Genomic DNA, 21,165 nt, shown 5'->3' with positions numbered 1-21,165 from the left:
CTCTGTCTGGGACCGTTATTAGACGATTGTCGACAATCCATATTTTTGTTTTGACGTTAAGGGTGTCAGAGGGTAGTTTTTGCCGTATTGATTTTAAAGGTGTCGACAATATGCTCGATCAGCTCGAAACGCCGGTCCTCGTCCAGGAAGATGCCGAGACGCTGTCCGAGAACGTCTTCCGGCGTATCCAGGCCGCCATCGTCAAGGGTGAAATTGCCCCCGGCAGCAAGATCTCCGAGCCCGAGCTGGCCCGTACCTACGGCATCAGTCGCGGGCCGCTGCGCGAGGCGATCCATCGCCTGGAAGGCCAGCGGCTGCTGGTGCGCATTCCCCATGTTGGCGCGCGGGTGGTCTCGCTGAGCCATGCCGAGCTGCTGGAACTCTACGAAATTCGCGAATCCCTGGAGGGCATGGCCTGTCGCCTTGCGGCGGAGCGTATGACCCAGGAAGAAATCGACGAACTGCGTCGAGTGCTGGAAACCCACGAGCGCGATGCGGCGTTCCAGGCCGGCGTCGGTTATTACCAGCAGGAAGGCGATTTCGACTTCCACTACCGGATCATCCAGGGCAGCGGCAATCGCACCCTCACCCAAATGCTCTGCGGCGAGCTGTATCAACTGGTGCGCATGTACCGCATCCAGTTTTCCACCACGCCGAACCGTCCGCGCCAGGCTTTTGCCGAGCACCACCGGATTCTCGATGCCATCGCCGACCGTGACGGCGAACTGGCCGAATTATTGATGCGTCGGCATATCGGCGCCTCCAAACGCAACATTGCGCGTCATTTTCAGGACAGCGCCGCCACTCAACGAGGTGAGTCATGAGTTCCAGCAAGAGCACGCCAGGCCAGCGTTTTCGCGATGCGGTCGCCGCCGAGCATCCATTGCAAGTGGTCGGCACCATCAACGCCAACCATGCGCTGCTGGCCAAGCGCGCCGGCTTCAAGGCGATCTACCTGTCGGGTGGCGGCGTGGCGGCCGGTTCCCTCGGCGTGCCGGACCTGGGCATTACCGGCCTGGATGACGTGCTCACCGATGTGCGCCGCATCACCGACGTGTGCGACCTGCCGTTGTTGGTGGACGTGGACACCGGCTTCGGCTCCTCGGCGTTCAACGTGGCGCGCACGGTCAAGTCGATGAGCAAGTTCGGCGCGGCGGCGATTCACATCGAGGACCAGGTCGGCGCCAAGCGTTGCGGCCATCGGCCGAACAAGGAAATCGTTTCGCAGCAGGAAATGGTCGACCGCATCAAGGCTGCCGTCGATGCCCGCACCGACGACAGTTTTGTGATCATGGCGCGTACCGATGCGTTGGCAGTGGAAGGCCTGGAGTCGGCCCTGGACCGCGCCGCCGCGTGCATCGAGGCCGGTGCCGACATGATTTTCCCGGAAGCGATCACTGAACTCGAAATGTACAAGCTGTTCGCCAGCCGCGTTAAAGCGCCGATCCTGGCCAACATCACCGAATTCGGCGCGACCCCGCTCTACACCACCGAACAACTCGCCGGGGCCGACGTGTCCCTGGTGCTGTACCCGCTGTCGGCGTTCCGTGCGATGAACAAGGCCGCCGAAAATGTCTACACCGCCATCCGTCGCGATGGCACCCAGCAGAACGTCATCGACACCATGCAGACCCGCATGGAGCTTTACGATCGCATCGACTACCACACCTTCGAGCAGAAGCTCGACGCGTTGTTCGCCGCGAAAAAGTAAGGCGCGACTCCCTACAAATTCAAGAAAATGGAGACAGCAACATGGCCGAAGCAAAAGTACTCAGTGGCGCCGGGCTCCGTGGCCAGGTGGCCGGACAAACCGCCTTGTCCACCGTGGGCCAGTCAGGCGCCGGGCTGACCTATCGCGGCTACGACGTTCGCGACTTGGCGGCTGACGCGCAATTCGAAGAGGTGGCCTACCTGCTGCTGTACGGCGAGCTGCCGACCCAGGCACAGCTGGACGCCTACACGGGCAAACTGCGCCAGTTGCGCGACCTGCCCCAAGCCTTGAAAGAAGTGCTGGAACGCATTCCCGCCGACGCCCATCCGATGGATGTGATGCGCACGGGCTGCTCGTTCCTCGGCAACCTGGAGCCCGAGCAGGATTTCTCCCAGCAGCACGACAAGACCGATCGTCTGCTGGCCGCGTTCCCGGCGATCATGTGCTACTGGTATCGCTTCAGCCACGAAGGCCAGCGCATCGAATGCGTAACCGATGAAGTCTCCATTGGCGGCCACTTCCTGCATCTGCTGCACGGCAAAAAGCCGAGCGAGTTGCACGTCAAGGTGATGAACGTGTCGCTGATCCTTTACGCCGAGCACGAATTCAACGCCTCGACCTTTACCGCGCGGGTTTGTGCTTCGACATTGTCCGACCTGTTCTCCTGCATCACCGCTGCCATCGGCTCGCTGCGCGGCCCGTTGCACGGTGGCGCCAACGAGGCGGCGATGGAAATGATCGAGCGTTTCAGCTCGCCGCAAGAAGCCATCGAGGGCACCCTCGGCATGCTCGCGCGCAAGGACAAGATCATGGGCTTCGGCCATGCCATCTACAAGGACAACGACCCGCGCAACGAGGTGATCAAGGGCTGGTCGAAAAAGCTCGCCGATGAAGTCGGCGACACGGTGCTGTTCCCGGTTTCCGAAGCTATCGACAAGACCATGTGGGAGCAGAAGAAACTGTTCCCCAACGCCGATTTCTACCATGCCTCGGCGTACCACTTCATGAGCATCCCGACCAAGCTGTTCACGCCGATCTTCGTCTGCTCGCGCCTGACCGGCTGGGCCGCCCATGTGTTCGAACAACGTGCCAACAACCGCATCATCCGACCGAGCGCCGAATACACCGGCGTCGAACAGCGCAAGTTCGTGCCAATCGAACAACGCTGAGCTGGAGGGTTAGCCGCAGGCACTGGATCACCCCGAAACCCTGTGGGAGCGAGCTTGCTCGCGATTGCGCACTGACATTCAACATTGATGTCGACGGATACACCGCTATCGCGAGCAAGCTCGCTCCCACAGGGGTCGGGGGTGTTTCAAGGCCGGCCCTCTCCTGAAACCACCGTGACCCGAGTCCTGACGATGAACACAGAATTTCGCAAACCGCTGCCCGGCACTTCGCTGGATTATTTCGACGTTCGCGCGGCCGTGGATGGCATTCGGCCTGGCGCCTACGATGGCCTGCCGTACACCTCCCGCGTGCTGGCGGAAAACCTCGTGCGCCGCTGCGATCCGGCGACGCTGCGCGAATCGCTGCTGCAACTGATCGAGCGCAAGCGCGACCTGGATTTCCCCTGGTTCCCGGCACGCGTGGTCTGCCATGACATCCTCGGCCAGACCGCATTGGTCGACCTGGCCGGTCTGCGCGACGCCATCGCTCTGCAAGGCGGCGACCCGGCGCAGGTCAATCCGGTGGTGCCGACCCAACTGATCGTCGACCACTCGCTGGCGGTAGAGAGCGCCGGTTTTGATCCGCAGGCGTTCGCCAAGAACCGCGCCATCGAAGACCGCCGCAACGAAGACCGCTTCCACTTCATCAACTGGACCAAGAAGGCCTTCAAGAACGTCGACGTGATCCCGCCGGGCAATGGGATCATGCACCAGATCAACCTGGAGAAAATGTCTCCCGTCATCCAGCAGCGTGACGGCGTGGCGTTCCCCGACACTTGCGTAGGCACCGACAGCCACACGCCTCACGTCGATGCCCTGGGTGTGATCGCGATCGGTGTCGGTGGCCTGGAAGCCGAAAGCGTCATGCTCGGTCGCGCCTCGTGGATGCGCCTGCCGGAAATCATCGGCGTCGAGCTGACCGGCAAGTTGCAACCGGGCATCACTGCCACCGACATGGTGCTGGCGCTGACCGAATTCCTGCGCAAGCAGAAAGTCGTCGGGGCCTGGCTGGAGTTCTTCGGCGAAGGCGCCCGCGCCCTGACCCTGGGGGATCGCGCGACGATCTCCAACATGGCCCCGGAATACGGCGCCACGGCAGCGATGTTCCATATCGATCAGCAAACGATCGATTACCTGAAGCTCACCGGCCGCGAAGACCAGCAAGTGCAGTTGGTCGAACATTACGCCAAGACCACCGGCCTCTGGGCTGACAGCCTGGAAGGCGCGTTATATGAGCGCGGTCTGACCTTCGACCTGTCCTCGGTGGTGCGTAACATGGCCGGTCCGAGCAACCCGCACGCCCGTGTCGCGGTGTCCGATCTGGCTGCCAAAGGCATTTCTGGCCAGTGGGACGATGTGCCCGGGCAAATGCCCGACGGCGCGGTGATCATCGCGGCGATCACCAGTTGCACCAACACCAGCAACCCGCGCAACGTGATCGCCGCCGGTTTGCTGGCGCGCAACGCCAATCGCCTGGGCCTGGCGCGCAAGCCGTGGGTCAAGTCATCCCTCGCACCGGGCTCGAAAACCGTCGCGTTGTACCTGGATGAAGCGGGCCTGACGTCTGAACTTGAGCAACTGGGTTTTGGCGTGGTCGCGTTCGCCTGTACTACCTGCAACGGCATGTCCGGCGCGCTGGACCCGGTGATCCAGCAGGAAATCATCGACCGTGACCTGTACGCCACCGCCGTCTTGTCGGGTAACCGCAACTTCGACGGGCGGATTCACCCGTACGCCAAGCAGGCGTTCCTGGCGTCGCCGCCATTGGTGGTGGCTTATGCCATCGCCGGGACCATCCGTTTCGACATCGAGAAGGATGTGCTGGGTGTGGTGGACGGCCGGGAAATCCGCCTCAAGGACATCTGGCCGAGCGACGAGGAAATCGACGCGGTGGTCAAGGCTTCGGTGAAGCCCGAGCAGTTCCGCCAGGTGTACATCCCGATGTTCGCCATCCAGGAAGACACCGGGCCGAAAGTGACCCCGCTGTACGACTGGCGCCCGCAAAGCACCTATATCCGTCGTCCGCCGTATTGGGAAGGCGCGTTGGCCGGTGCGCGGCCGCTCAAGGGCATGCGTCCGCTGGCGGTGCTGCCGGACAACATCACCACCGATCACCTGTCGCCGTCCAACGCCATCATGCTCGACAGTGCCGCGGGTGAATACCTGGCGAAAATGGGCCTGCCGGAAGAAGACTTCAACTCCTACGCGACCCACCGCGGCGATCACCTGACCGCGCAACGGGCCACCTTTGCCAACCCGAAATTGTTCAACGAAATGGTCGTTGAGGACGGCAAGGTCAAGCAGGGCTCCCTGGCTCGGGTCGAACCGGAAGGCAAGGTCATGCGCATGTGGGAAGCCATCGAAACCTACATGGAACGCAAGCAGCCGTTGATCATCATCGCCGGCGCCGACTACGGCCAGGGTTCGTCCCGGGACTGGGCGGCCAAGGGCGTGCGCCTGGCCGGTGTCGAGGCGATCGTTGCCGAAGGTTTCGAGCGCATCCACCGCACCAACCTGGTGGGTATGGGCGTGTTGCCGCTGGAGTTCAAACCCGGCACGGATCGCAAGACGCTTGGCATCGACGGCAGCGAAGTCTATGACGTGATCGGCGAGCGCACCCCGCGGGCGACGCTGACCCTGGTCATCACGCGCAAAAATGCTGAACGCGTCGAAGTGCCGGTGACCTGCCGCCTCGATACCGCCGAGGAAGTGTCGATCTACGAAGCCGGGGGCGTGCTGCAACGCTTCGCCCAGGATTTCCTTGAATCGGCGATTGCCGTTTAAAACGCTCGGGTGGCCGGTTTTCTGGCCACCCATTTTTTCAGGAGTTGGAGCACATGGCTCACTCGCCTCAAATCAAGATCCCCGCGACCTATATGCGTGGCGGCACCAGCAAAGGCGTGTTCTTCAGCCTGCAAGACCTGCCCGAAGCGGCGCGCGTTCCCGGCCCGGCCCGGGATGTGCTGCTGCTGCGGGTGATCGGTAGCCCCGATCCGTACGAAAAGCAGATCGATGGCATGGGCGGTGCGACGTCCAGCACCAGCAAGACCGTGATCCTGTCCAAGAGCACACGGGCTGATCACGACGTCGATTACCTGTTCGGCCAGGTATCCATCGACAAGCCGTTCGTGGACTGGAGCGGCAACTGCGGCAACCTGTCGGCGGCGGTGGGGGCGTTTGCCATCGGGAGCGGTCTGGTGGATGCCAGCCGTATCCCGCAGGACGGTATGGCCGTGGTGCGGATCTGGCAGGCGAACATCGGCAAGACGATCATCGCCCATATACCGATCACCGACGGCGCGGTGCAGGAAACCGGTGACTTCGAACTCGACGGCGTGACCTTTCCGGCCGCTGAAGTGCAACTGGAGTTCATGGACCCGGCGGCCGAGGAAGAGGGCGGCGGTGGTTCGATGTTTCCTACCGGCAACCTGGTGGACGACCTGGAAGTGCCCGGTGTCGGCAAGCTCAAGGCGACGCTGATCAACGCAGGCATTCCGACGATATTCATCAACGCCCGGGATGTCGGTTACACCGGCACCGAATTGCAGGGCGCCATCAACGGCGATCCCAAGGCGCTGGCGATGTTTGAAACGATTCGTGCCCATGGCGCGTTGCGCATGGGCCTGATCAAGCACCTGGACGAAGCTGCCCAGCGCCAGCACACGCCGAAAGTGGCGTTTGTCGCGCCGCCGGCGGATTACCTTTCATCCAGCGGTAAAACCGTGGCGGCGGGTGACGTCGACTTGCTGGTTCGGGCGTTGTCCATGGGCAAGCTGCACCACGCCATGATGGGCACCGCCGCTGTCGCTATCGGCACCGCCGCGGCGATTTCCGGCACCCTGGTCAACCTCGCGGCCGGTGGCGTCGAACGCAACGCGGTGCGCTTCGGCCACCCGTCCGGCACCTTGCGCGTTGGCGCCGAGGCGAGCGTAGTCAATGGCGAATGGACCGTGAAAAAAGCCATCATGAGCCGCAGCGCGCGGGTGTTGATGGAAGGGTTTGTGCGGGTGCCGGGGGATGTTTTCTAACTCGTTGCTTGAGAAATAACACAAAACCTGTGGGAGCGAGCCTGCTCGCGAAAGCGGTGTGTCAGCTGGCATCGATATTGGATGTGTCGACGCCTTCGCGAGCAGGCTCGCTCCCACAGGGGATGCCCAGTGGGCCCGGAATCCGGGTCCGCCCTCGATCAAAAATGTGGGAGCGAGCCTGCTCGCGAAAGCGGTGTGTCAGCTGGCATCGATGTTGGATGTGTCGACGCCTTCGCGAGCAGGCTCGCTCCCACAGGGGATGGCTGTCAGCCTTTCGTCAGTGCGGTGACGACCAGCTCCACGTTGTTTTCCAGTTCCGCCACCGGATCGGCACCGTCGGTGCTCAGCACGAGCAGTTGGCTACCGCCTTCGGCGAGGGCCGCTTTCACAGCTTCCGGCGGCTGTCGGTGATGCAGCACCAGCGCGACATCGTTTTCCTTGAGCGTGGCTGTCAGTTGCTTCAGGGCTTCGGCTGTCCATTCGGCGTCGGGGCGGGCATCGGTGCTGATGCCATCCAGGTTCAAGCCACTGATCAAGTAACCGAAGTGCTCGCTCAGGCTGACCACGCTCAGGTTGTCGGCGCTGGCGAGGCGCTTTTCACTGTCGGCGCTGAGCTTGAGCAGGCGCTGCTTGAGTGCCGCCAGGTTGGCATCGATTTTCGGTTTGTCCGCCGGGACGAGGCGCACCAGATCAGCAGCGATCACGTCGGCCATCCGCCCCAGATTGTGGCTGGCCATCCACGGCTGGCTCGCCAGGCCGTCGGTCATGCCCGGCTGTATGGCGATGCCGGGCAGGGCGCCGTCCACCGGACGAGCAGCGTCGATTTCAACGATACGGATATTGCTGCGGCGGGCCATGGGGTACAGCGGATCGTCCGGCCAGAGCGAACGCAGCCCGATCACCGCGTCGGCCTCGCCGGCCAGCTTGCTCAGGGCCGGGGCGCCACGGCCACTGAAATAGGCGCTTTGTCGGGTGCCGGGAAGATTGTCCGGAGCGGCCCGGGCCAGGCTGACGTCGGTGCCCTTGAGCAAGGCCTCGCCCAATCCGTAGGTGACGGGCAGCGAGGCCAGTAGTTGGATCTTTTCGGCGGCCATCGGCGAGGTAATCACTGCGCCGCCGAGGGCTAGAGCCCAGACCAATTGCCGTAATGAAAAAACCATTTATCCAAGATTCCCTTTCAGATGGGGGACGACGCCACGGGCGATGGCGCTCAGGGCGAAGGCGATGCCGGCCACCAGAATGATTGCGGCACCGGACGGGATCGGCAGGTCGAAAACGATCGGCGCCAGGATCCCGCATAAGGTGCTGACGGTCGCGATAAGCACCGAACACCAGAAAAAACCTTTCAACGATTGGCTGAGCAAACGCGCGGCCGCGGCCGGAATCACCAGCAACGCACCCACCAGGATCGCGCCGATGACTTTCACCGCCGCCACAGTGATCAGCGTCACCAAGACCACGAACAGATAGTCCAGCGTCTTAACCGCCACCCCGCGTACCGCCGCCAGCTGCGGGTTGAAGCTGGCGAGCATGATCCGGTTGTACAGCGGCAGCGCCAGCGCCATCACCAGCGAACCGACCACCGCCAGCACCGCGAGATCATTGCCGTTGACCGTCAGCACTGAGCCGAACAGCACGTTTTCCAGGATGTGCACATTGATCTTGCCCGCCAGGATCAGCAGCAGGCTCGCGCCCAGGGCCAGGGACACCGAGAGGAAGACGCCGATCAACGTATCCGGGGCCAGGCCGGTGCGGTTGCGCAGGTAATTGAGCAGGATGCCGAACAGCAGGCAGTAGCCGAACAGGCTGCCGTAGGGCCCGGTGTAGGGTTCGCCGAGCAGGATGCCGACGGCCACGCCGGTCAGCGCCGCATGGCCCACCGCTTCGGAGAAAAACGCAAAGCGCTTGACCACCACCAGCGTGCCGAGGCCGCCCAGCACCGGGCCGATCAACAGCCCGGCCAGCAAGGCGTTGACCACAAAACCATAGGCCAGCGCCTCGGGCAGGTAACCGGAGGAGGCCCAACCCTGGACCATCAGGCGGAAGGCTTCATAACTCATCAGGCGGCGCTCCCGTTGGCACGTGGATGGGTCGAAAACAGCGTCAGCAGCCGTTCCGGGGTCAGGGTCTGGCGCGGCGGGCCGTCGAACAACACCCGTCGATTCAGCCCGGTGACGTGATCGGCCAGGCGTCCGACGGCTTCCAGGTCGTGCTCGATCCAGAGCACGGTAATGCCGGCCTGGCGCCAGTCCTGCAGCAAGCGTTCGAATACCTGGATGCCGGCTTCGTCCAAAGCCGACATGGGTTCATCCAGTACCAGCAGTTGCGGCGGCGGAATCAATCCCTGGGCCAGCAATACCCGCTGACGCTCGCCACCGGACAGCGCGCCCATGCGTCGCTTGCGCTTGTCCTGCAGGCCGACCCGCTCGAGGGCCTGACCGATGGCGCCAGCATAATGCTTGCTCAAACCGAGGAAGGCCGGGCGCCGCTGACACATGGCCGCCATGAAGTCGTCCACCGTCATGGGCAGGCCCCGGTCGAATTCCAGCGCCTGGGGCACGTAGCCGATGACGCCGGGTTCGCCCGGCCATTGCAGGCTCAAGCGCCCCTGGTGCGGCATCTGTCCAAGCAAGGTCTTGATCAGCGAACTCTTGCCGCCGCCGTTAGGGCCGACCAATGCATGGATGCTGCCGGCTTGTACCTGAAAGGCCACATTGTCGAGAATCGCGGTGCGCCCAAGGTTCAGGCTGATGTCGGCGAACTCGATCATCGGGCCGACATGTTGCTGGATGAGGGGTTCCCGGGCCGTCATGCGCCGGACTCCTGGATCGCCCGGACCACGGTGTCGAGGTTGCCGGTCATTTCCTTTTCGTATTTCTCGGCGCTGTAGTCGCCGTAGGAAATGTGCGACAGCGGGTACAGCTTTACTCCCGATTCACGCTGGATGGTGTCGACGTAGGTGGATGGAAAATCCATCTCCGAGAAGATCACCTTCACGTCCAGCTCACGCAGCTGGTCGATGGTCTTTTTCAACTGGCTGGGGCTTGGCTCGATTCCATGGGCCGGTTCGACCACGGCAGTCACTTCCAGGCCGAATTCGCGCAGCAGGTAATCGTAGGCGGCGTGTACCGTGGCGACCCGCAGCTCGGCGTTCGGCGCCTGGGTCAGCTTGGCCAGGGCGGCGGCGCGCATCTGCCGCAGGCGCTTGCCGTAGGCCCGGGCGTTCTGCGTGTAGGTCTTGGCGTTGTCCGGGTCGAGCTTGCCCAGTTCCCGGGCGATGTTGTTGACCTGGGCAATGGAGGCGCTGATGGACAGGAACGTATGCGGATTGACGACTTTACCCGCGCCCCGCGCCGCGGTTCCGGTGGCGGCAAGCAAGGGGACGTTCTCGTTGGCCTCGATCACCTTCACGTCCGGGGTTTCGCTGGCGGCGATCATGCGGTCGGCGAAATCGTCGTGACCCACGCCGTTGAGCACGATCACATCGAGCCCGCCGATGCGCTTGATGTCCTCGGCGCGGGGTTCATAGGCGTGAGGGTTGAAGCCGGCCGGGATCAACGGCACCACCTCGGCCTTGTCGCCGACGATGTTGGCCACGTAGCTGTAATAAGGGTGCAGGGTGATGCCGATGCGCAGGCGCTTGGCCGTTTCGGCGCTGGCCATTGGAGTGAACAGGCAGGCGAGCAGGCCGATCAGCAGCAGGCGCAGCAAGGGGCGGCGTGAAGGTGCAATAGACATGGGCAAGCGGTCTTCTCTGGAATGAAGGCGTGGGGTCAATGCCGATGCTGGCGGGTTACGCCAGCGTCGAATTGCGCGACGATCTGTTGCCAGCCGGCGGCGGACAAGGCGGCGTCATCCAATGCGCCGGGTGTGGTCGGAGGGTTGTTGCGGTTGAGCCAGATGTCCGGGGACGCATCGGGCACTTCGCTGATGCGCATCAGAAAGGAGCCCGCGACGGACGAATTGGCGCTCGCGCCGAAGTAGGCTCGGTCTGCCAGCAATTGCCAGGCATGGCCGCCGCGGCTGACGGAACTGGCGTCCTGGGCGAACGGGGCGAAGCCTTCATCGGCCAGGGCTTGCGGACCGGGGAGGGCTTGCTCGCTTTCGCGCAGGATCCGGATCTCATCCAATGTCACCCGCAGATCGGCATAAATGCCTTGCTCGGCGGCGCTGAGGTCGCGGCGTGCGTCCAGCTGATGGGCGTCCAGGTGGGCAACATCCCGGGTCTCCCCATGCCAGGCCACGACCGAACCGGCGCCCAGCAGGATAATCAGGCACAGCAACAGCACGTATAGGGTTTCGTGGCCGGCACCGGCGGGGCGGATGACCTGGGTGGTGGGTGCGCTCATGGGGCCTCGATGTCGGCTTGGTCGATTTCCACGACGTGGCCGGGGCCGGCGTCAAAAAGTACGTAGAACTCGGCGTTGGGTTTCTTGAAGGTCAACGTCGAGTCGGCGCCGAGCTTGCCGGGGACCAGGATGGTTTCGTCGTAGCCGATCACGTCCAGCGTCACTCCGGGGGCGCCGCTGCCATCGGAAAAACCGCCAGTACACTGGATCTGTTCAGCGTCGATAGCCTTGCATTCGCACATCGGATTGTGGGCCTGGGCGCTGGTGCTCAAGCCTGCGCAGAGCAGCAGCGCCAGGCTGTTGAAAGAGGCGCGGAGGTTCATGGTCGGGCTCCTTGGGATTGCAACCAGGCGACGGTGGCCGGGGAGGCCTGGCTCAGGGGGATGGAAGCTTGATGCATCGAGCCGTCCCAGCCTTCGAGGGTGATCCACAGTTCGGCGTCTGGCTGGGTCTTTTTCGGCACCGGCAACAAGGCGCCCATGCGATAGGGCGAGCCGAAGAAAATCACCCCGGCGGCCCGCAGGCTGCGGGGCTTGCCGATGCGCAGATAGGTGGCTTTAACCTCGCTGATGCAGCGCTGGCACAGGGCGGCGTTGAAGTGTTTCATCGGCCCGGCGGGGCCCTGGGTGCGTGGCGCTTCGTTGCGAAACTCCGCCAGGCGCAAGCTCCAGGGGCCCACCTGGACTTCGCCGACTTCCCGCTCGCCAAGCCCGCCGTCGCCTCGGAACAACGCGGCCTCCGACAGGTACTTGGGCATGAAACCCAGGGGAATCAGCAGCAACAGCACGTTGATATGGAAACGCCATTTATGCCAGAACTGGCCCAGGCGTGACGGTGATGTTGTCGTAGTGGACGGGTTCACAGGCTGCCCTCCGGTGAGTCACGGTGCATGGAAGGCTGCAGTTGCGGCGTGGTTTGGGCTGGCCGCACAGGTTTCTGATTGCGCTTGAGGGCGTTGGCGGTCGCCAGCGCCGTGCGTTTGGTCCAGATCAGCAGACCGCTGAGGACCATCATGCTCAGCACCAGGCCGAAGAAACACCAGATGAGCTTGATCCAGAGGCCACCGAAATCCCCGGTGTGCAGCGGGCGCATGGATTCGGTCACGAACTCCAGCGCCGTGCGATCCGACAACAATCGGGAAGCGTCGACATCACCGTTGTAGGGATTGATGGTCGCCGTCTGGAACATCAGCGGATACCAGCCGCGTCCGCCGACTTCCAGATGGCTGTAGGCATTGCCGGGCAGGCTGACGAAACTCGCTTCCAGGCCCGGGATTCGCTGCTGGGCAATTTCGATGGCGCGGTCCAGGTTCAGTTGCGGCGGAGGCGTACCACCCGCCGACAGCGGAACGTTTTCCCGGGCCACCACCGGGACCACCGGAGCACTGGAGATGGAAATACCGTTATCGGCCAGCGTGGCCTCGATCAGGAACCAGGTGCCGGTGATGGAAATGACGGCAATGAACCAGATCGACCAGATGCCGCTGAGCCGATGGAAGTCGCCCCAGAAAATGCGGGCCCCGTGGCGAATACGCAGGGTCGGGCTGAAAAAACCTTTCCAGAAACGTTTATAGACAACCAGCCCAGTCACCAACGACGCGAGCATCGGCAGGCCGAGGAAGGACACCAGGTACCAGCCCCAGCTGTAGCCGTTGGTGAACGGCACCAGCCACCAGCCATGCAATGCACGGGTGAACCCCCTGAAGTTGAAGGCCGGTGCCGAGCCCTGGATGACGCCGCTGTAGGGGTTGACGTAAACAGTGTCGGGGCGACCGTCGGGGTAGGTGACCTTGACCTCCAGGGCGAAGTGCGACTCGTCCGGACGCACAATGTTTTGCACCTGAGTCAGGGGCTGGGCTTGCTTGATGGCGGCAACGACCTGGTCGTAGCTGAGCAACGGCGCATCATCGGCGGGCTTGCTGGCGCGCATTTCCGGATTGACCAGCCAGACGATCTCCTGGCTGACCACCGCCAGCGTACCGGTGACGCAAACGATCAGAACGAAAAACCAGATGGGCAACGCCAGCCAGCTGTGAACCAGGAACCAGAGTTTGGAGCGGGACTTCTTCGACATGATTGAGCGTCTTGATTCGATGAAAGGTTCCGTGTCGCGGGCTTCGCAACACCATGAAACCTGGAAAAGCCGGCCGTGGCTTTTGCCGACGCGGCCTGCTGCATCTAATTAAGACGAACGAGCAGCCGGAATCCTGAAAGGGAAGATGAAAGAAAATGTTTCGCGTTCTCGAACAGGCGCTCGGTCTTCTGGTGGCGAGGGAGCTCGCTCCCGCTGGGTTGCGCAGCGGCCCCAAGCATCTTCCACGCAACCACGGCGGGACTCATAGGCCGACGAACATCTCAGGATTCCAGCAAATGCGCCCCTGGCCCACGCTTGCCGAGCACATCACCCTGGTTGCGCAGCGGACAATGTTCCATCGACAGGCAACCGCAGCCGATACAACCGTCGAGCCGGTCTCGCAATGCGATCAGCTGGTTGATCCGCTCATCCAGGTTCCGACTCCACTGCGCTGACAGGGTCTTCCAGTCGGTCGCCGTGGGCGCACGGTTGTCCGGCAGGTTTTTCAGCGCCTCGCCAATTTCCGCCAGGGGTATGCCCAGGCGCTGGGCGACTTTGATCAGCGCCACGCGCCGCAGGACGGCCCGGGGGTAACGACGTTGGTTGCCCGGGTTGCGCGTGCTTTTGATCAGGCCCTTGGTTTCATAGAAGTGCAGCGCGGTGACCGCCACGCCGCTGCGGGCGGCCACCTGGCCGACGGTCAGTTCCTTGTGAATGTTGATCGACGTCGTCACCTGAATCACCGCTTGACCTTGACTTAACTGGAGGTTTTACCCTGCAGGCCTTTGGATCGCAAGATCCGCCTTACCTGAACGGGGGACTTTTCATGCAATCGCCAAGTGGTCATCGCAGCTTCACGCAGTTGATCGAGTTCGACATCGAGCCTCAGTGGCAGCAGACGCTGGTCAACGCCCTGTCAGCGCAGACCGAGCGCCTGGCTCGTGATCATTCGGGTTTCCTCAATGCCAGTATCCAGGTCAGCGAGGACGGACGTCGGGTGCTTAATTACCTGCAATGGCAAACCCGCGAGGCGGGTGAAGCGGCGTTCCGCAGCGTTGAGAATGGTGAGGAAAGTTTCTGGCAGTTCATCCAGGCGCATCGGGCCAAAGCGGTGACGTTTGGCTCGTTCCAGGTGCTGCGCAACATCGAGCGCAGCCTGGACGATGCGTTGCATTGCCCGTTGGTCAACCAAGCGCAACGGGAGATCCGAGAGGGCGATACCCATTATCAAAAGCGTTGATTTCTGCCGCCAAGTGCCGGCGGGTAGCCTTTGTTCATCGCCCAACTGAACATCGGACACCCGCCATGAATCGTATCCTTGCTGTCTTGTTGCTGTTGACTGTCACCGTATTGAGCGGTTGCGCTTCGTCGTCCCCGGAGCTGCGTCCTTACACCGCCGAGGAATCCCGTGAGCTGGCCCTCGAAGCCTTGAATCGGCGGGGGCTTTCGTTTGATGAATACCATGCGAAGAAAGCCGAATTGCTCGGTCCTTCGCAGAAAAACGTCGGCTTCGACGAGCGCGGCGAGATGAGCGCCGAGCAGACAGTCCAGGCACCGGGCCGGTCGAGCTGAGACTGTACCGCTAGAAGTTTTGCCTAACTGTCCATGGGTTTGCGCCGGGACGTGGGGTAGGGTCAACTCCTGACTGCCCCGACGGATTGACCTGCCATGACCCTCTCGCTTGACCTGCTGCTGGGCTTCGCCCTGTTTGCCCTGGTGACCTCGATAACGCCCGGCCCCAACAACACCATGTTGCTGGCCTCGGGTGTGAATTTCGGCTTCAACCGGACCATCCCGCACATGCTCGGCATCACTTGCGGCTTCTTTTCCCTGGTCCTGGCGGTGGGCCTTGGGCTGGGCGCGGTGTTCCAGACATATCCGCTGCTCTACACCGTGCTGCGCTACGTCGGTGCGGCATATCTGATATACCTGGCCTGGAAAATCGCCCACTCCGGTCCTGTCTCGGACGGCGGCGCGGGTGAGAACAAGCCGATCAGCTACTGGGGCGCAGCAGCGTTCCAATGGGTCAACCCAAAGGCCTGGATCATGGCCATCGGCGCCATCAGCACCTATACGCCTCTGCAAGGTTACTTTTTCAATGTGGTGGTGATCGCGGCGGTGTTTGCGTTGATCAACCTGCCTAGCGTCAGCCTGTGGGTAGTCTGCGGCAGCCTGCTGCGCAACTTGTTGCAGGATCGCCGGTGGCTGCGTGTCTTCAACTGGGGCATGGCGCTGCTGTTGGTCGCGTCGCTGTATCCGTTGTTGCTCGAAAGCGTGAGTTAAGGGCTGAGCTTCAACGCGATGCCTGCTAAGCTCGCTGTTTCAGGAGCGTTCCTACGCACTTTTAAATGAAGTCCGACTTCTTTTAAGGTCTTGATCAGTTAAAGCTATGTCTCGAACCCAACGAGGGCATCTGGTCTTGGAACAGATTCTGCGAGCTTCCTTATGAATAAGCGTCCTTTGTATTTTGATTACGCCGCCACCACCCCGGTGGATGAGCGCGTGATCCAGGTCATGGTCCAATGCCTGGGTTTCGACGGTAACTTCGGTAACCCGGCCTCCAGCTCCCATGCCTTCGGCCAGGAGGCCCGGCGCTCGGTGGAACTGGCGCGCCAGCAGGTGGCTCGGTTGGTGGGGGCTCAGGCCGGACAAATCGTCTGGACTTCCGGCGCCACCGAATCCAATAACCTGGCCCTCAAGGGCGTGGCCCAGGCGCGTGAAGCGCGTGGCGGCCACGTCATTACCAGCCTGATCGAACACAAGGCCGTTCTCGATACGGTCAGGCAGCTCGAGGAAAGTGGCGTCGCGGTAACCTGGCTGGCGCCGTGCGCTGATGGCCTGATCGACCCGCAAGCGGTTCGCGAGGCGCTGCGCGAAGACACTTTCCTGGTGTCGCTGATGCTGGTCAATAACGAGTTGGGCACGGTCAATGACGCCATCGCCATTGGCGAGATCGTTCGAGAGCATGGCGCGTTGTTTCATATGGACGCGGCCCAGGGTGCGGGAAAAGTGAGCATCGACCTGGCCCGGTGGCCGGTGGACCTGATGTCGTTTTCCGCACACAAGATCTACGGCCCCAAGGGGATCGGCGCACTTTATGTCGGTGATCGCGCGCGCCCGCGGCTGTCGGCCCAGATCCATGGCGGCGGTCATGAAGGTGGCTTGCGCTCCGGGACCTTGGCGACCCATCAGATTGCCGCGATGGGCGCAGCATTCGAGCTGGCGGCGCAGGCCTTTGAGGAAGAACTCGCCGACATCGCCCGACTGCGCAATCGTTTGCTTGAACCTTTGCTGGCTTTGCCCGGTGTGTGTATGAATGGCAGTGCCAACTGTCGCATTCCCCATACGGTGAGCCTGACGTTCAACGAAGGTGACTTCAACCCGGCGACGCTGGGCGCATCGATGGCATTCTCCGCGACCTCGGCTTGCAACTCGGCGCAAAACACTCCATCCCACGTGTTGCTCGCCCTTGGGCATGATGCACGCGCGGCCGGGCGGACCATTCGTTTGAGCCTGGGGCGCTTTACCAGCGAACAGGATATTGATGAGGCGGTGCGATTGATCAAGGCCGCCTGTGTTGCCGCGCCGGCCTTCTGGGCGGCAACCCCCGAGCCGAACGCATTCGGCACCGAACAATAAAATTGATTAGCAGGAGTGATGATGAGTACCCAGCCTTCGACCCCGGGACAGGTTCCCCAGCGCCTGGCCCGAATTCGCCAATTGATGAGCCAGGATGGCATCCATGCGCTGTTGGTGCCTTCCGCCGACCCGCATCTTTCGGAGTATCTGCCGGGGTACTGGCAAGGGCGCCAATGGTTGTCCGGGTTCCATGGCTCGGTCGGTACATTGATCGTGACCGCGGATTTCGCCGGGGTCTGGGCGGACAGTCGTTACTGGGAACAAGCCACCAGCGAACTGGAAGGCAGCGGCATCGAGCTGGTCAAACTCATCCCCGGAAAGCCCGGGCCGTTGGAGTGGCTGGCCGAAAACACGCCTGAAGGGCGGGCGGTAGCGGTCGATGGTGCGGTCATGGCGGTGGCATCGGCGCGGACCCTGAGCAGCAAGCTGCAAGAGCGTGGCGCACGGTTGCGTACCGACATCGATCTGCTCGCACAAGCCTGGACCGATCGTCCGAGCCTGCCGGATCAACCGGTCTACGCGCATTTGCCGCCGCAAGCCACGATCGGTCGTGTCGAGAAAATCGTCCAGTTGCGCGAAGCCCTGAAGGAGCGTGCTGCGGATTGGCATTTCATCGCCACCCTGGACGACATCGCCTGGCTGTTCAACCTGCGCGGCGCGGATGTGTCATTCAATCCGGTATTCGTCTCCTTTGCCCTGATCAGCCAGCAACAGGCGACGCTGTATGTGGATTTGAACAAGGTCGACGCTGCGCTGCGTTCTGTTCTTGAGCAAGACGGCGTAACGCTGCGCGACTACAGCGAAGTGGCCACTGCGTTGCGTGAAGTGCCGAGCGGCGCGAGCCTGCAGGTCGATCCGGCCCGGGTCACGGTCGGTTTGCTGGACAATCTGGACAGCGGCGTGAAACTCGTCGAAGGGCTCAACCCCACAACACTGGCCAAATCGCGCAAAAGCCCGGCCGATGCCGAGCACATCCGTCGAGCCATGGAGCAGGACGGAGCGGCGCTCTGCGAATTTTTTGCCTGGCTGGAAAGTGCCTGGGGCCATGAGCGCATCACTGAACTGACCATCGATGAGCACCTGACCGCAGCGCGCAAGCGCCGGCCGGAGTTCGTCTCCTTGAGCTTCAATACCATCGCGGCGTTTAATGCCAATGGCGCGATGCCTCACTATCACGCCACCGAAGAGGCGCACGCGGTCATTGAGGGAGATGGCTTGCTGTTGATCGATTCGGGCGGCCAGTACCTTGGCGGTACGACCGATATCACCCGCATGGTGCCGGTCGGGACACCGACGTCGGAGCAGAAGCGTGACTGTACCCGCGTGCTCAAAGGCGTAATTGCCTTGTCCAGGGCCAAATTCCCCAAGGGCATTCTTTCGCCTCTGCTGGATGCCATCGCCCGGGCACCGATCTGGGCTGAACAGGTGGATTACGGTCATGGCACCGGCCACGGTGTCGGCTATTTCCTCAACGTCCACGAAGGCCCGCAAGTCATTGCCTATCAGGCTGCCGCTGCACCCCAGACCGCCATGCAGCCGGGCATGATCACGTCCATCGAGCCGGGTACTTATCGCCCGGGTCGCTGGGGTGTTCGTATCGAGAACCTGGTGTTGAGCCGGGAGGCGGGCAGCAGCGAGTTCGGCGAATTCCTCGCATTCGAAACCCTGACGTTGTGCCCGATAGACACCCGCTGCCTGGAGCCGTCGTTGCTGAACCAGAACGAAAAGGACTGGCTCAACGCCTACCACGGCGAGGTTCAGCGTCGCTTGAGTCCGCTGCTCGATGGCGCTGCGCTGCAATGGCTGAACACACGGACAGCGGCAATCTGAAGCATAGGGTCAGCCGAGGGCTTCACGGACGAAGTCCAGGCGATCCTGGCCAAAGAACATCTCGTTGCCGACAAACATGCTCGGCGCACCGAACACACCTCGGCGCACGGCCTCTTCGGTTGTGCTCCTTAATGTTTCCTTGACCTGCTCGTCGGCTGTAAGGGCAAGCACATAGGCAGGGTCGAAACCCCCTTCGTCCAGCACGGCCGCGACTGTTGCCGGGTCGTTGAGGTTGCGGGCATTCACCCAGAGTGCCCGGAACAGACAGCTCGTGAAAATCTCGAAACGATCCGGATGACGCAGTTGCATGCCCGTGACGGCGCGCATCAATAGCAATGTGTTGATTGGAAAATGCGGGTTGAGCTTGAAGTCGACATCGTAGCGCTTGGCGAAACGGTTCAAGTCCTGGAACAGATAAGGCCCCTTGGCCGGCACGGTAACGGGCGACGCGTTGCCCGTTGCCTTGAATACGCCGCCCAGAAGCATGGGGCGATAGATGAGCTCGCTATGGGTTTCAGCGCAGAGCGCGGGCAATTGGGTATAGGCCAGGTAGGTGGTCGGGCTGCCCAGGTCGAAAAAAAACTCGACGGATCTGTTCATGGCTACGCTTCTCTTATTGTTGTGAGGGAGACTTACCAGCGTTCGTTCCAGGGGCGCAGATCCAGTTCGAAGGTCCAGGCATCCCGCGGCTGGGTATGCAGGTACCAATAGTTCTCGGCGATGTGCTCCGGGTCGAGGATGCCGTCTTCTGCCCTGGTTGCGTACTTTTCCGGGAAATTATCGCGGATGAAGTCAGTGTCGATGGCGCCATCCACCACAACATGGGCTACATGAATATTCATCGGCCCCAATTCTCGCGCCATGCTCTGGGCCAAGGCCCGGATGCCATGCTTGGCCCCCGCAAATGCGGCGAACCCTGATGCTCCGCGCAAGCCTGCCGTGGCGCCAGTAAACAGGATCGTGCCGCGCTGGCGTTTGACCATGCGCCTGGCCACTTCTCGAGCATTGAGGAAACCTGAAAAGCAGGCCATTTCCCAAATCTTGAAATATTTGCGAGCCGTCTCTTCGAGAATGCTGCAAGGCACGTTGGCGCCGATGTTGAATACAAAGGCTTCGATCGGGCCCACCTGCACCTCTATTTGCTCGATCAGTGCGATCACATCATCTTCCTTGCGTGCGTCGCAGGCAAAACCGTGGGCTTCACCGCCCTGGGCACGGATTTCGTCGACCAGTGCTTCAAGTTTGCCAGCGTCGCGGCGAGTGACGCAGGCCACGAAGCCTTCCCGAGCGAAACGCCGGGCTATCGCGCCACCAGTAGCATCGCCAGCTCCCACTACCAGTACCACCTTCTTGTTATTCATGATTGGCCTCATTGGTAAACGGTCGTTAGCTAAACGGACGTTATGCTAAGATTCGCCGAGCGTCAAGATGAGCATCCAGAGGCAAGCACATGCGTTATTCAGCCAATCACAAGATGGAAACCCGAGAGAAACTGCTGACCAGCAGTGCCATGTCGGCCAAAAAATCAGGATTTTCGACGGTAGGGGTAGATGGCCTGATGAAGGCGATCGGTCTTAGCGGCGGGGCGTTCTACAGCCATTTCTCATCCAAGGATGAGCTTTTCAAGGCGATCGTCGAGCGCGAGTTGAGCCAGAGCCTGGAGCGCTTGAGTGGTAACGGCGTCATGGACTCGATGAAACTGGAGCGTTGCCTCAAGCAGTACCTGAGCATGAGCCATGTGGAGCAACCCGAGGCTGGTTGCGCCTTGCCGGTTCTGGGGGCTGAGATTGCGCGTTCGGATATGTCGGTGCGTGAGGCCGCGCAAAGCTGGATCTGCCGCCTGCACGAAAGCTGGGCGCGGATACTTGAGAGCGATAGCCTGGCTTGGGCGATCCTGTCTCAATGCGTGGGTGCGCTGGTTGTTGCGCGAATGCTGGCAGCGCCTGAGCTCCAGCAGGAGGTTCTCAGGTCCAGCCATGACGAGATCAGCCATCGCCTGGCCGAACGACAGTCCAGCTGAAGCGCCGCCTATTTGCAGATGACGATCATGCTGCGGCTGGTGTATCCGGCTGGATTGAGCCCGAAAGGATAATCCCCAGGCTCCTCAACGGCGTCACCTGATTTGGCGATGATTTTGTAACCTTTGGGCGCGCATGAGTTGGCGGCGCTGGCCCTGCACTGATCCCAGGAAGAGGACAGGCCGGAGCAGTTGATATGCAGGCCTTTTTTTCCGCGTTTGACTTCGGTTTTCGACGTCGCCGCGCAGCCCGTAACCGCTAGTACGGCGATCAGTATCAAGATTCGTTTCATTCCCGTCCTTAATGCCGCCGCGGATCTTATGCCTACGTACGGCTACGTTCGCTTTC

Annotated in this window: 23 protein-coding genes; 11 read left to right on the top strand and 12 right to left on the bottom strand. The window is 61.9% G+C overall.

Going from position 1 to position 21,165, the window contains the following annotated elements:
• Window positions 1-110 precede the first annotated feature (110 nt).
• The 5 genes from J3P84_RS18755 (at window position 111) to prpF (ending at window position 6,908) form a co-directional block, all read left to right on the top strand.
• On the top strand, window positions 111-824 hold the full coding sequence (locus J3P84_RS18755) for a GntR family transcriptional regulator (protein ID WP_434569299.1): 714 nt from the start codon (window positions 111-113) through the stop codon (window positions 822-824).
• Entirely contained in the window at window positions 821-1,711 is an 891-nt protein-coding gene (gene prpB / locus J3P84_RS18750) for a methylisocitrate lyase (protein WP_305495985.1), read from the top strand. Before J3P84_RS18755 ends, prpB begins: the two co-directional genes overlap by 4 nt.
• A 41-nt stretch (window positions 1,712-1,752) precedes the next feature.
• Window positions 1,753-2,880, top strand: coding sequence for a bifunctional 2-methylcitrate synthase/citrate synthase (gene prpC, locus J3P84_RS18745; protein ID WP_434625066.1), 1,128 nt, complete (start codon window positions 1,753-1,755; stop codon window positions 2,878-2,880).
• Window positions 2,881-3,072: 192 nt separating this feature from the next.
• Complete coding sequence (acnD, locus tag J3P84_RS18740; RefSeq protein ID WP_434625064.1) at window positions 3,073-5,664, top strand: Fe/S-dependent 2-methylisocitrate dehydratase AcnD; 2,592 nt, start codon at window positions 3,073-3,075, stop codon at window positions 5,662-5,664.
• Between the two features lie 53 nt (window positions 5,665-5,717).
• On the top strand, window positions 5,718-6,908 hold the full coding sequence (gene prpF / locus J3P84_RS18735) for a 2-methylaconitate cis-trans isomerase PrpF (protein WP_434625062.1): 1,191 nt from the start codon (window positions 5,718-5,720) through the stop codon (window positions 6,906-6,908).
• Window positions 6,909-7,174: 266 nt separating this feature from the next.
• Here the strand turns inward: prpF and J3P84_RS18730 are convergent, their stop codons facing one another.
• From J3P84_RS18730 to soxR, 9 genes are all read right to left on the bottom strand, one after another.
• Window positions 7,175-8,068, bottom strand: coding sequence for a metal ABC transporter solute-binding protein, Zn/Mn family (locus tag J3P84_RS18730; protein ID WP_434625060.1), 894 nt, complete (start codon window positions 8,066-8,068; stop codon window positions 7,175-7,177).
• Window positions 8,069-8,968 carry a metal ABC transporter permease gene (locus J3P84_RS18725; protein ID WP_434569294.1) on the bottom strand — a complete coding sequence of 300 codons (900 nt, stop codon included), beginning with the start codon at window positions 8,966-8,968 and terminating at the stop codon, window positions 8,069-8,071.
• The gene (locus J3P84_RS18720) at window positions 8,968-9,720 is read right to left on the bottom strand and encodes a metal ABC transporter ATP-binding protein (protein WP_434625058.1); all 753 of its coding nucleotides are present in this window, start codon (window positions 9,718-9,720) and stop codon (window positions 8,968-8,970) included. The genes J3P84_RS18725 and J3P84_RS18720 overlap by 1 nt, the downstream gene beginning before the upstream one ends.
• Window positions 9,717-10,646, bottom strand: coding sequence for a metal ABC transporter substrate-binding protein (locus tag J3P84_RS18715; RefSeq protein WP_434569292.1), 930 nt, complete (start codon window positions 10,644-10,646; stop codon window positions 9,717-9,719). The genes J3P84_RS18720 and J3P84_RS18715 overlap by 4 nt, the downstream gene beginning before the upstream one ends.
• A 35-nt stretch (window positions 10,647-10,681) precedes the next feature.
• Window positions 10,682-11,257, bottom strand: coding sequence for a DUF6162 family protein (locus J3P84_RS18710; protein WP_434625055.1), 576 nt, complete (start codon window positions 11,255-11,257; stop codon window positions 10,682-10,684).
• Window positions 11,254-11,580 (bottom strand): hypothetical protein, encoded by a 327-nt coding sequence (locus J3P84_RS18705; protein WP_434603346.1) that lies wholly within the window; start codon window positions 11,578-11,580, stop codon window positions 11,254-11,256. The genes J3P84_RS18710 and J3P84_RS18705 overlap by 4 nt, the downstream gene beginning before the upstream one ends.
• Complete coding sequence (locus J3P84_RS18700) at window positions 11,577-12,119, bottom strand: thiamine pyrophosphate-binding protein (RefSeq protein WP_305495975.1); 543 nt, start codon at window positions 12,117-12,119, stop codon at window positions 11,577-11,579. Before J3P84_RS18700 ends, J3P84_RS18705 begins: the two co-directional genes overlap by 4 nt.
• A complete protein-coding gene (locus J3P84_RS18695) occupies window positions 12,116-13,330 on the bottom strand; it encodes a PepSY-associated TM helix domain-containing protein (protein WP_434625053.1) in 1,215 nt (404 codons plus the stop codon). The genes J3P84_RS18700 and J3P84_RS18695 overlap by 4 nt, the downstream gene beginning before the upstream one ends.
• 281 nt (window positions 13,331-13,611) lie before the next feature.
• Window positions 13,612-14,064 (bottom strand): redox-sensitive transcriptional activator SoxR, encoded by a 453-nt coding sequence (gene soxR, locus J3P84_RS18690; protein ID WP_434631425.1) that lies wholly within the window; start codon window positions 14,062-14,064, stop codon window positions 13,612-13,614.
• Between the two features lie 92 nt (window positions 14,065-14,156).
• Here soxR and J3P84_RS18685 point away from each other — a divergent pair, with 92 nt between their 5' ends.
• The 5 genes from J3P84_RS18685 (at window position 14,157) to J3P84_RS18665 (ending at window position 18,799) form a co-directional block, all read left to right on the top strand.
• The gene (locus J3P84_RS18685; protein ID WP_434625051.1) at window positions 14,157-14,570 is read left to right on the top strand and encodes an antibiotic biosynthesis monooxygenase; all 414 of its coding nucleotides are present in this window, start codon (window positions 14,157-14,159) and stop codon (window positions 14,568-14,570) included.
• Window positions 14,571-14,635: 65 nt separating this feature from the next.
• The gene (locus tag J3P84_RS18680) at window positions 14,636-14,902 is read left to right on the top strand and encodes a hypothetical protein (protein ID WP_434603355.1); all 267 of its coding nucleotides are present in this window, start codon (window positions 14,636-14,638) and stop codon (window positions 14,900-14,902) included.
• 96 nt (window positions 14,903-14,998) lie between these two features.
• On the top strand, window positions 14,999-15,613 hold the full coding sequence (locus J3P84_RS18675; protein ID WP_434569284.1) for a LysE family translocator: 615 nt from the start codon (window positions 14,999-15,001) through the stop codon (window positions 15,611-15,613).
• A gap of 162 nt (window positions 15,614-15,775) precedes the next feature.
• Entirely contained in the window at window positions 15,776-16,969 is a 1,194-nt protein-coding gene (locus tag J3P84_RS18670; protein WP_434625047.1) for an aminotransferase class V-fold PLP-dependent enzyme, read from the top strand.
• A 21-nt stretch (window positions 16,970-16,990) separates the two neighbouring features.
• On the top strand, window positions 16,991-18,799 hold the full coding sequence (locus J3P84_RS18665; RefSeq protein WP_434625045.1) for an aminopeptidase P family protein: 1,809 nt from the start codon (window positions 16,991-16,993) through the stop codon (window positions 18,797-18,799).
• A 9-nt stretch (window positions 18,800-18,808) separates the two neighbouring features.
• On the opposite strand, the gene J3P84_RS18660 is transcribed toward J3P84_RS18665, so the two are convergent.
• Together J3P84_RS18660 and J3P84_RS18655 are read right to left on the bottom strand one after the other, a co-directional pair.
• Window positions 18,809-19,399 carry a 2-hydroxychromene-2-carboxylate isomerase gene (locus J3P84_RS18660; protein ID WP_434625043.1) on the bottom strand — a complete coding sequence of 197 codons (591 nt, stop codon included), beginning with the start codon at window positions 19,397-19,399 and terminating at the stop codon, window positions 18,809-18,811.
• A 32-nt stretch (window positions 19,400-19,431) separates the two neighbouring features.
• Window positions 19,432-20,160 (bottom strand): SDR family oxidoreductase, encoded by a 729-nt coding sequence (locus tag J3P84_RS18655; RefSeq protein ID WP_434625041.1) that lies wholly within the window; start codon window positions 20,158-20,160, stop codon window positions 19,432-19,434.
• A gap of 89 nt (window positions 20,161-20,249) precedes the next feature.
• On the opposite strand from J3P84_RS18655, the gene J3P84_RS18650 reads away from it, so the two are divergent.
• Window positions 20,250-20,819: a TetR/AcrR family transcriptional regulator gene (locus J3P84_RS18650; RefSeq protein ID WP_434625039.1), complete on the top strand. Its 570-nt coding sequence runs from the start codon at window positions 20,250-20,252 to the stop codon at window positions 20,817-20,819.
• Window positions 20,820-20,827: 8 nt separating this feature from the next.
• On the opposite strand, the gene J3P84_RS18645 is transcribed toward J3P84_RS18650, so the two are convergent.
• Window positions 20,828-21,109, bottom strand: a complete 282-nt coding sequence (locus tag J3P84_RS18645; protein WP_434569278.1) for a hypothetical protein — start codon at window positions 21,107-21,109, stop codon at window positions 20,828-20,830.
• Window positions 21,110-21,165 lie beyond the last annotated feature (56 nt).

It is taken from the genome of Pseudomonas sp. Z1-29 (assembly GCF_051131995.1).
GTDB lineage: Bacteria > Pseudomonadota > Gammaproteobacteria > Pseudomonadales > Pseudomonadaceae > Aquipseudomonas.
Note: the sequence above shows the minus strand (reverse complement) of the source record. Positions and strands in the feature narration are given on the sequence as shown.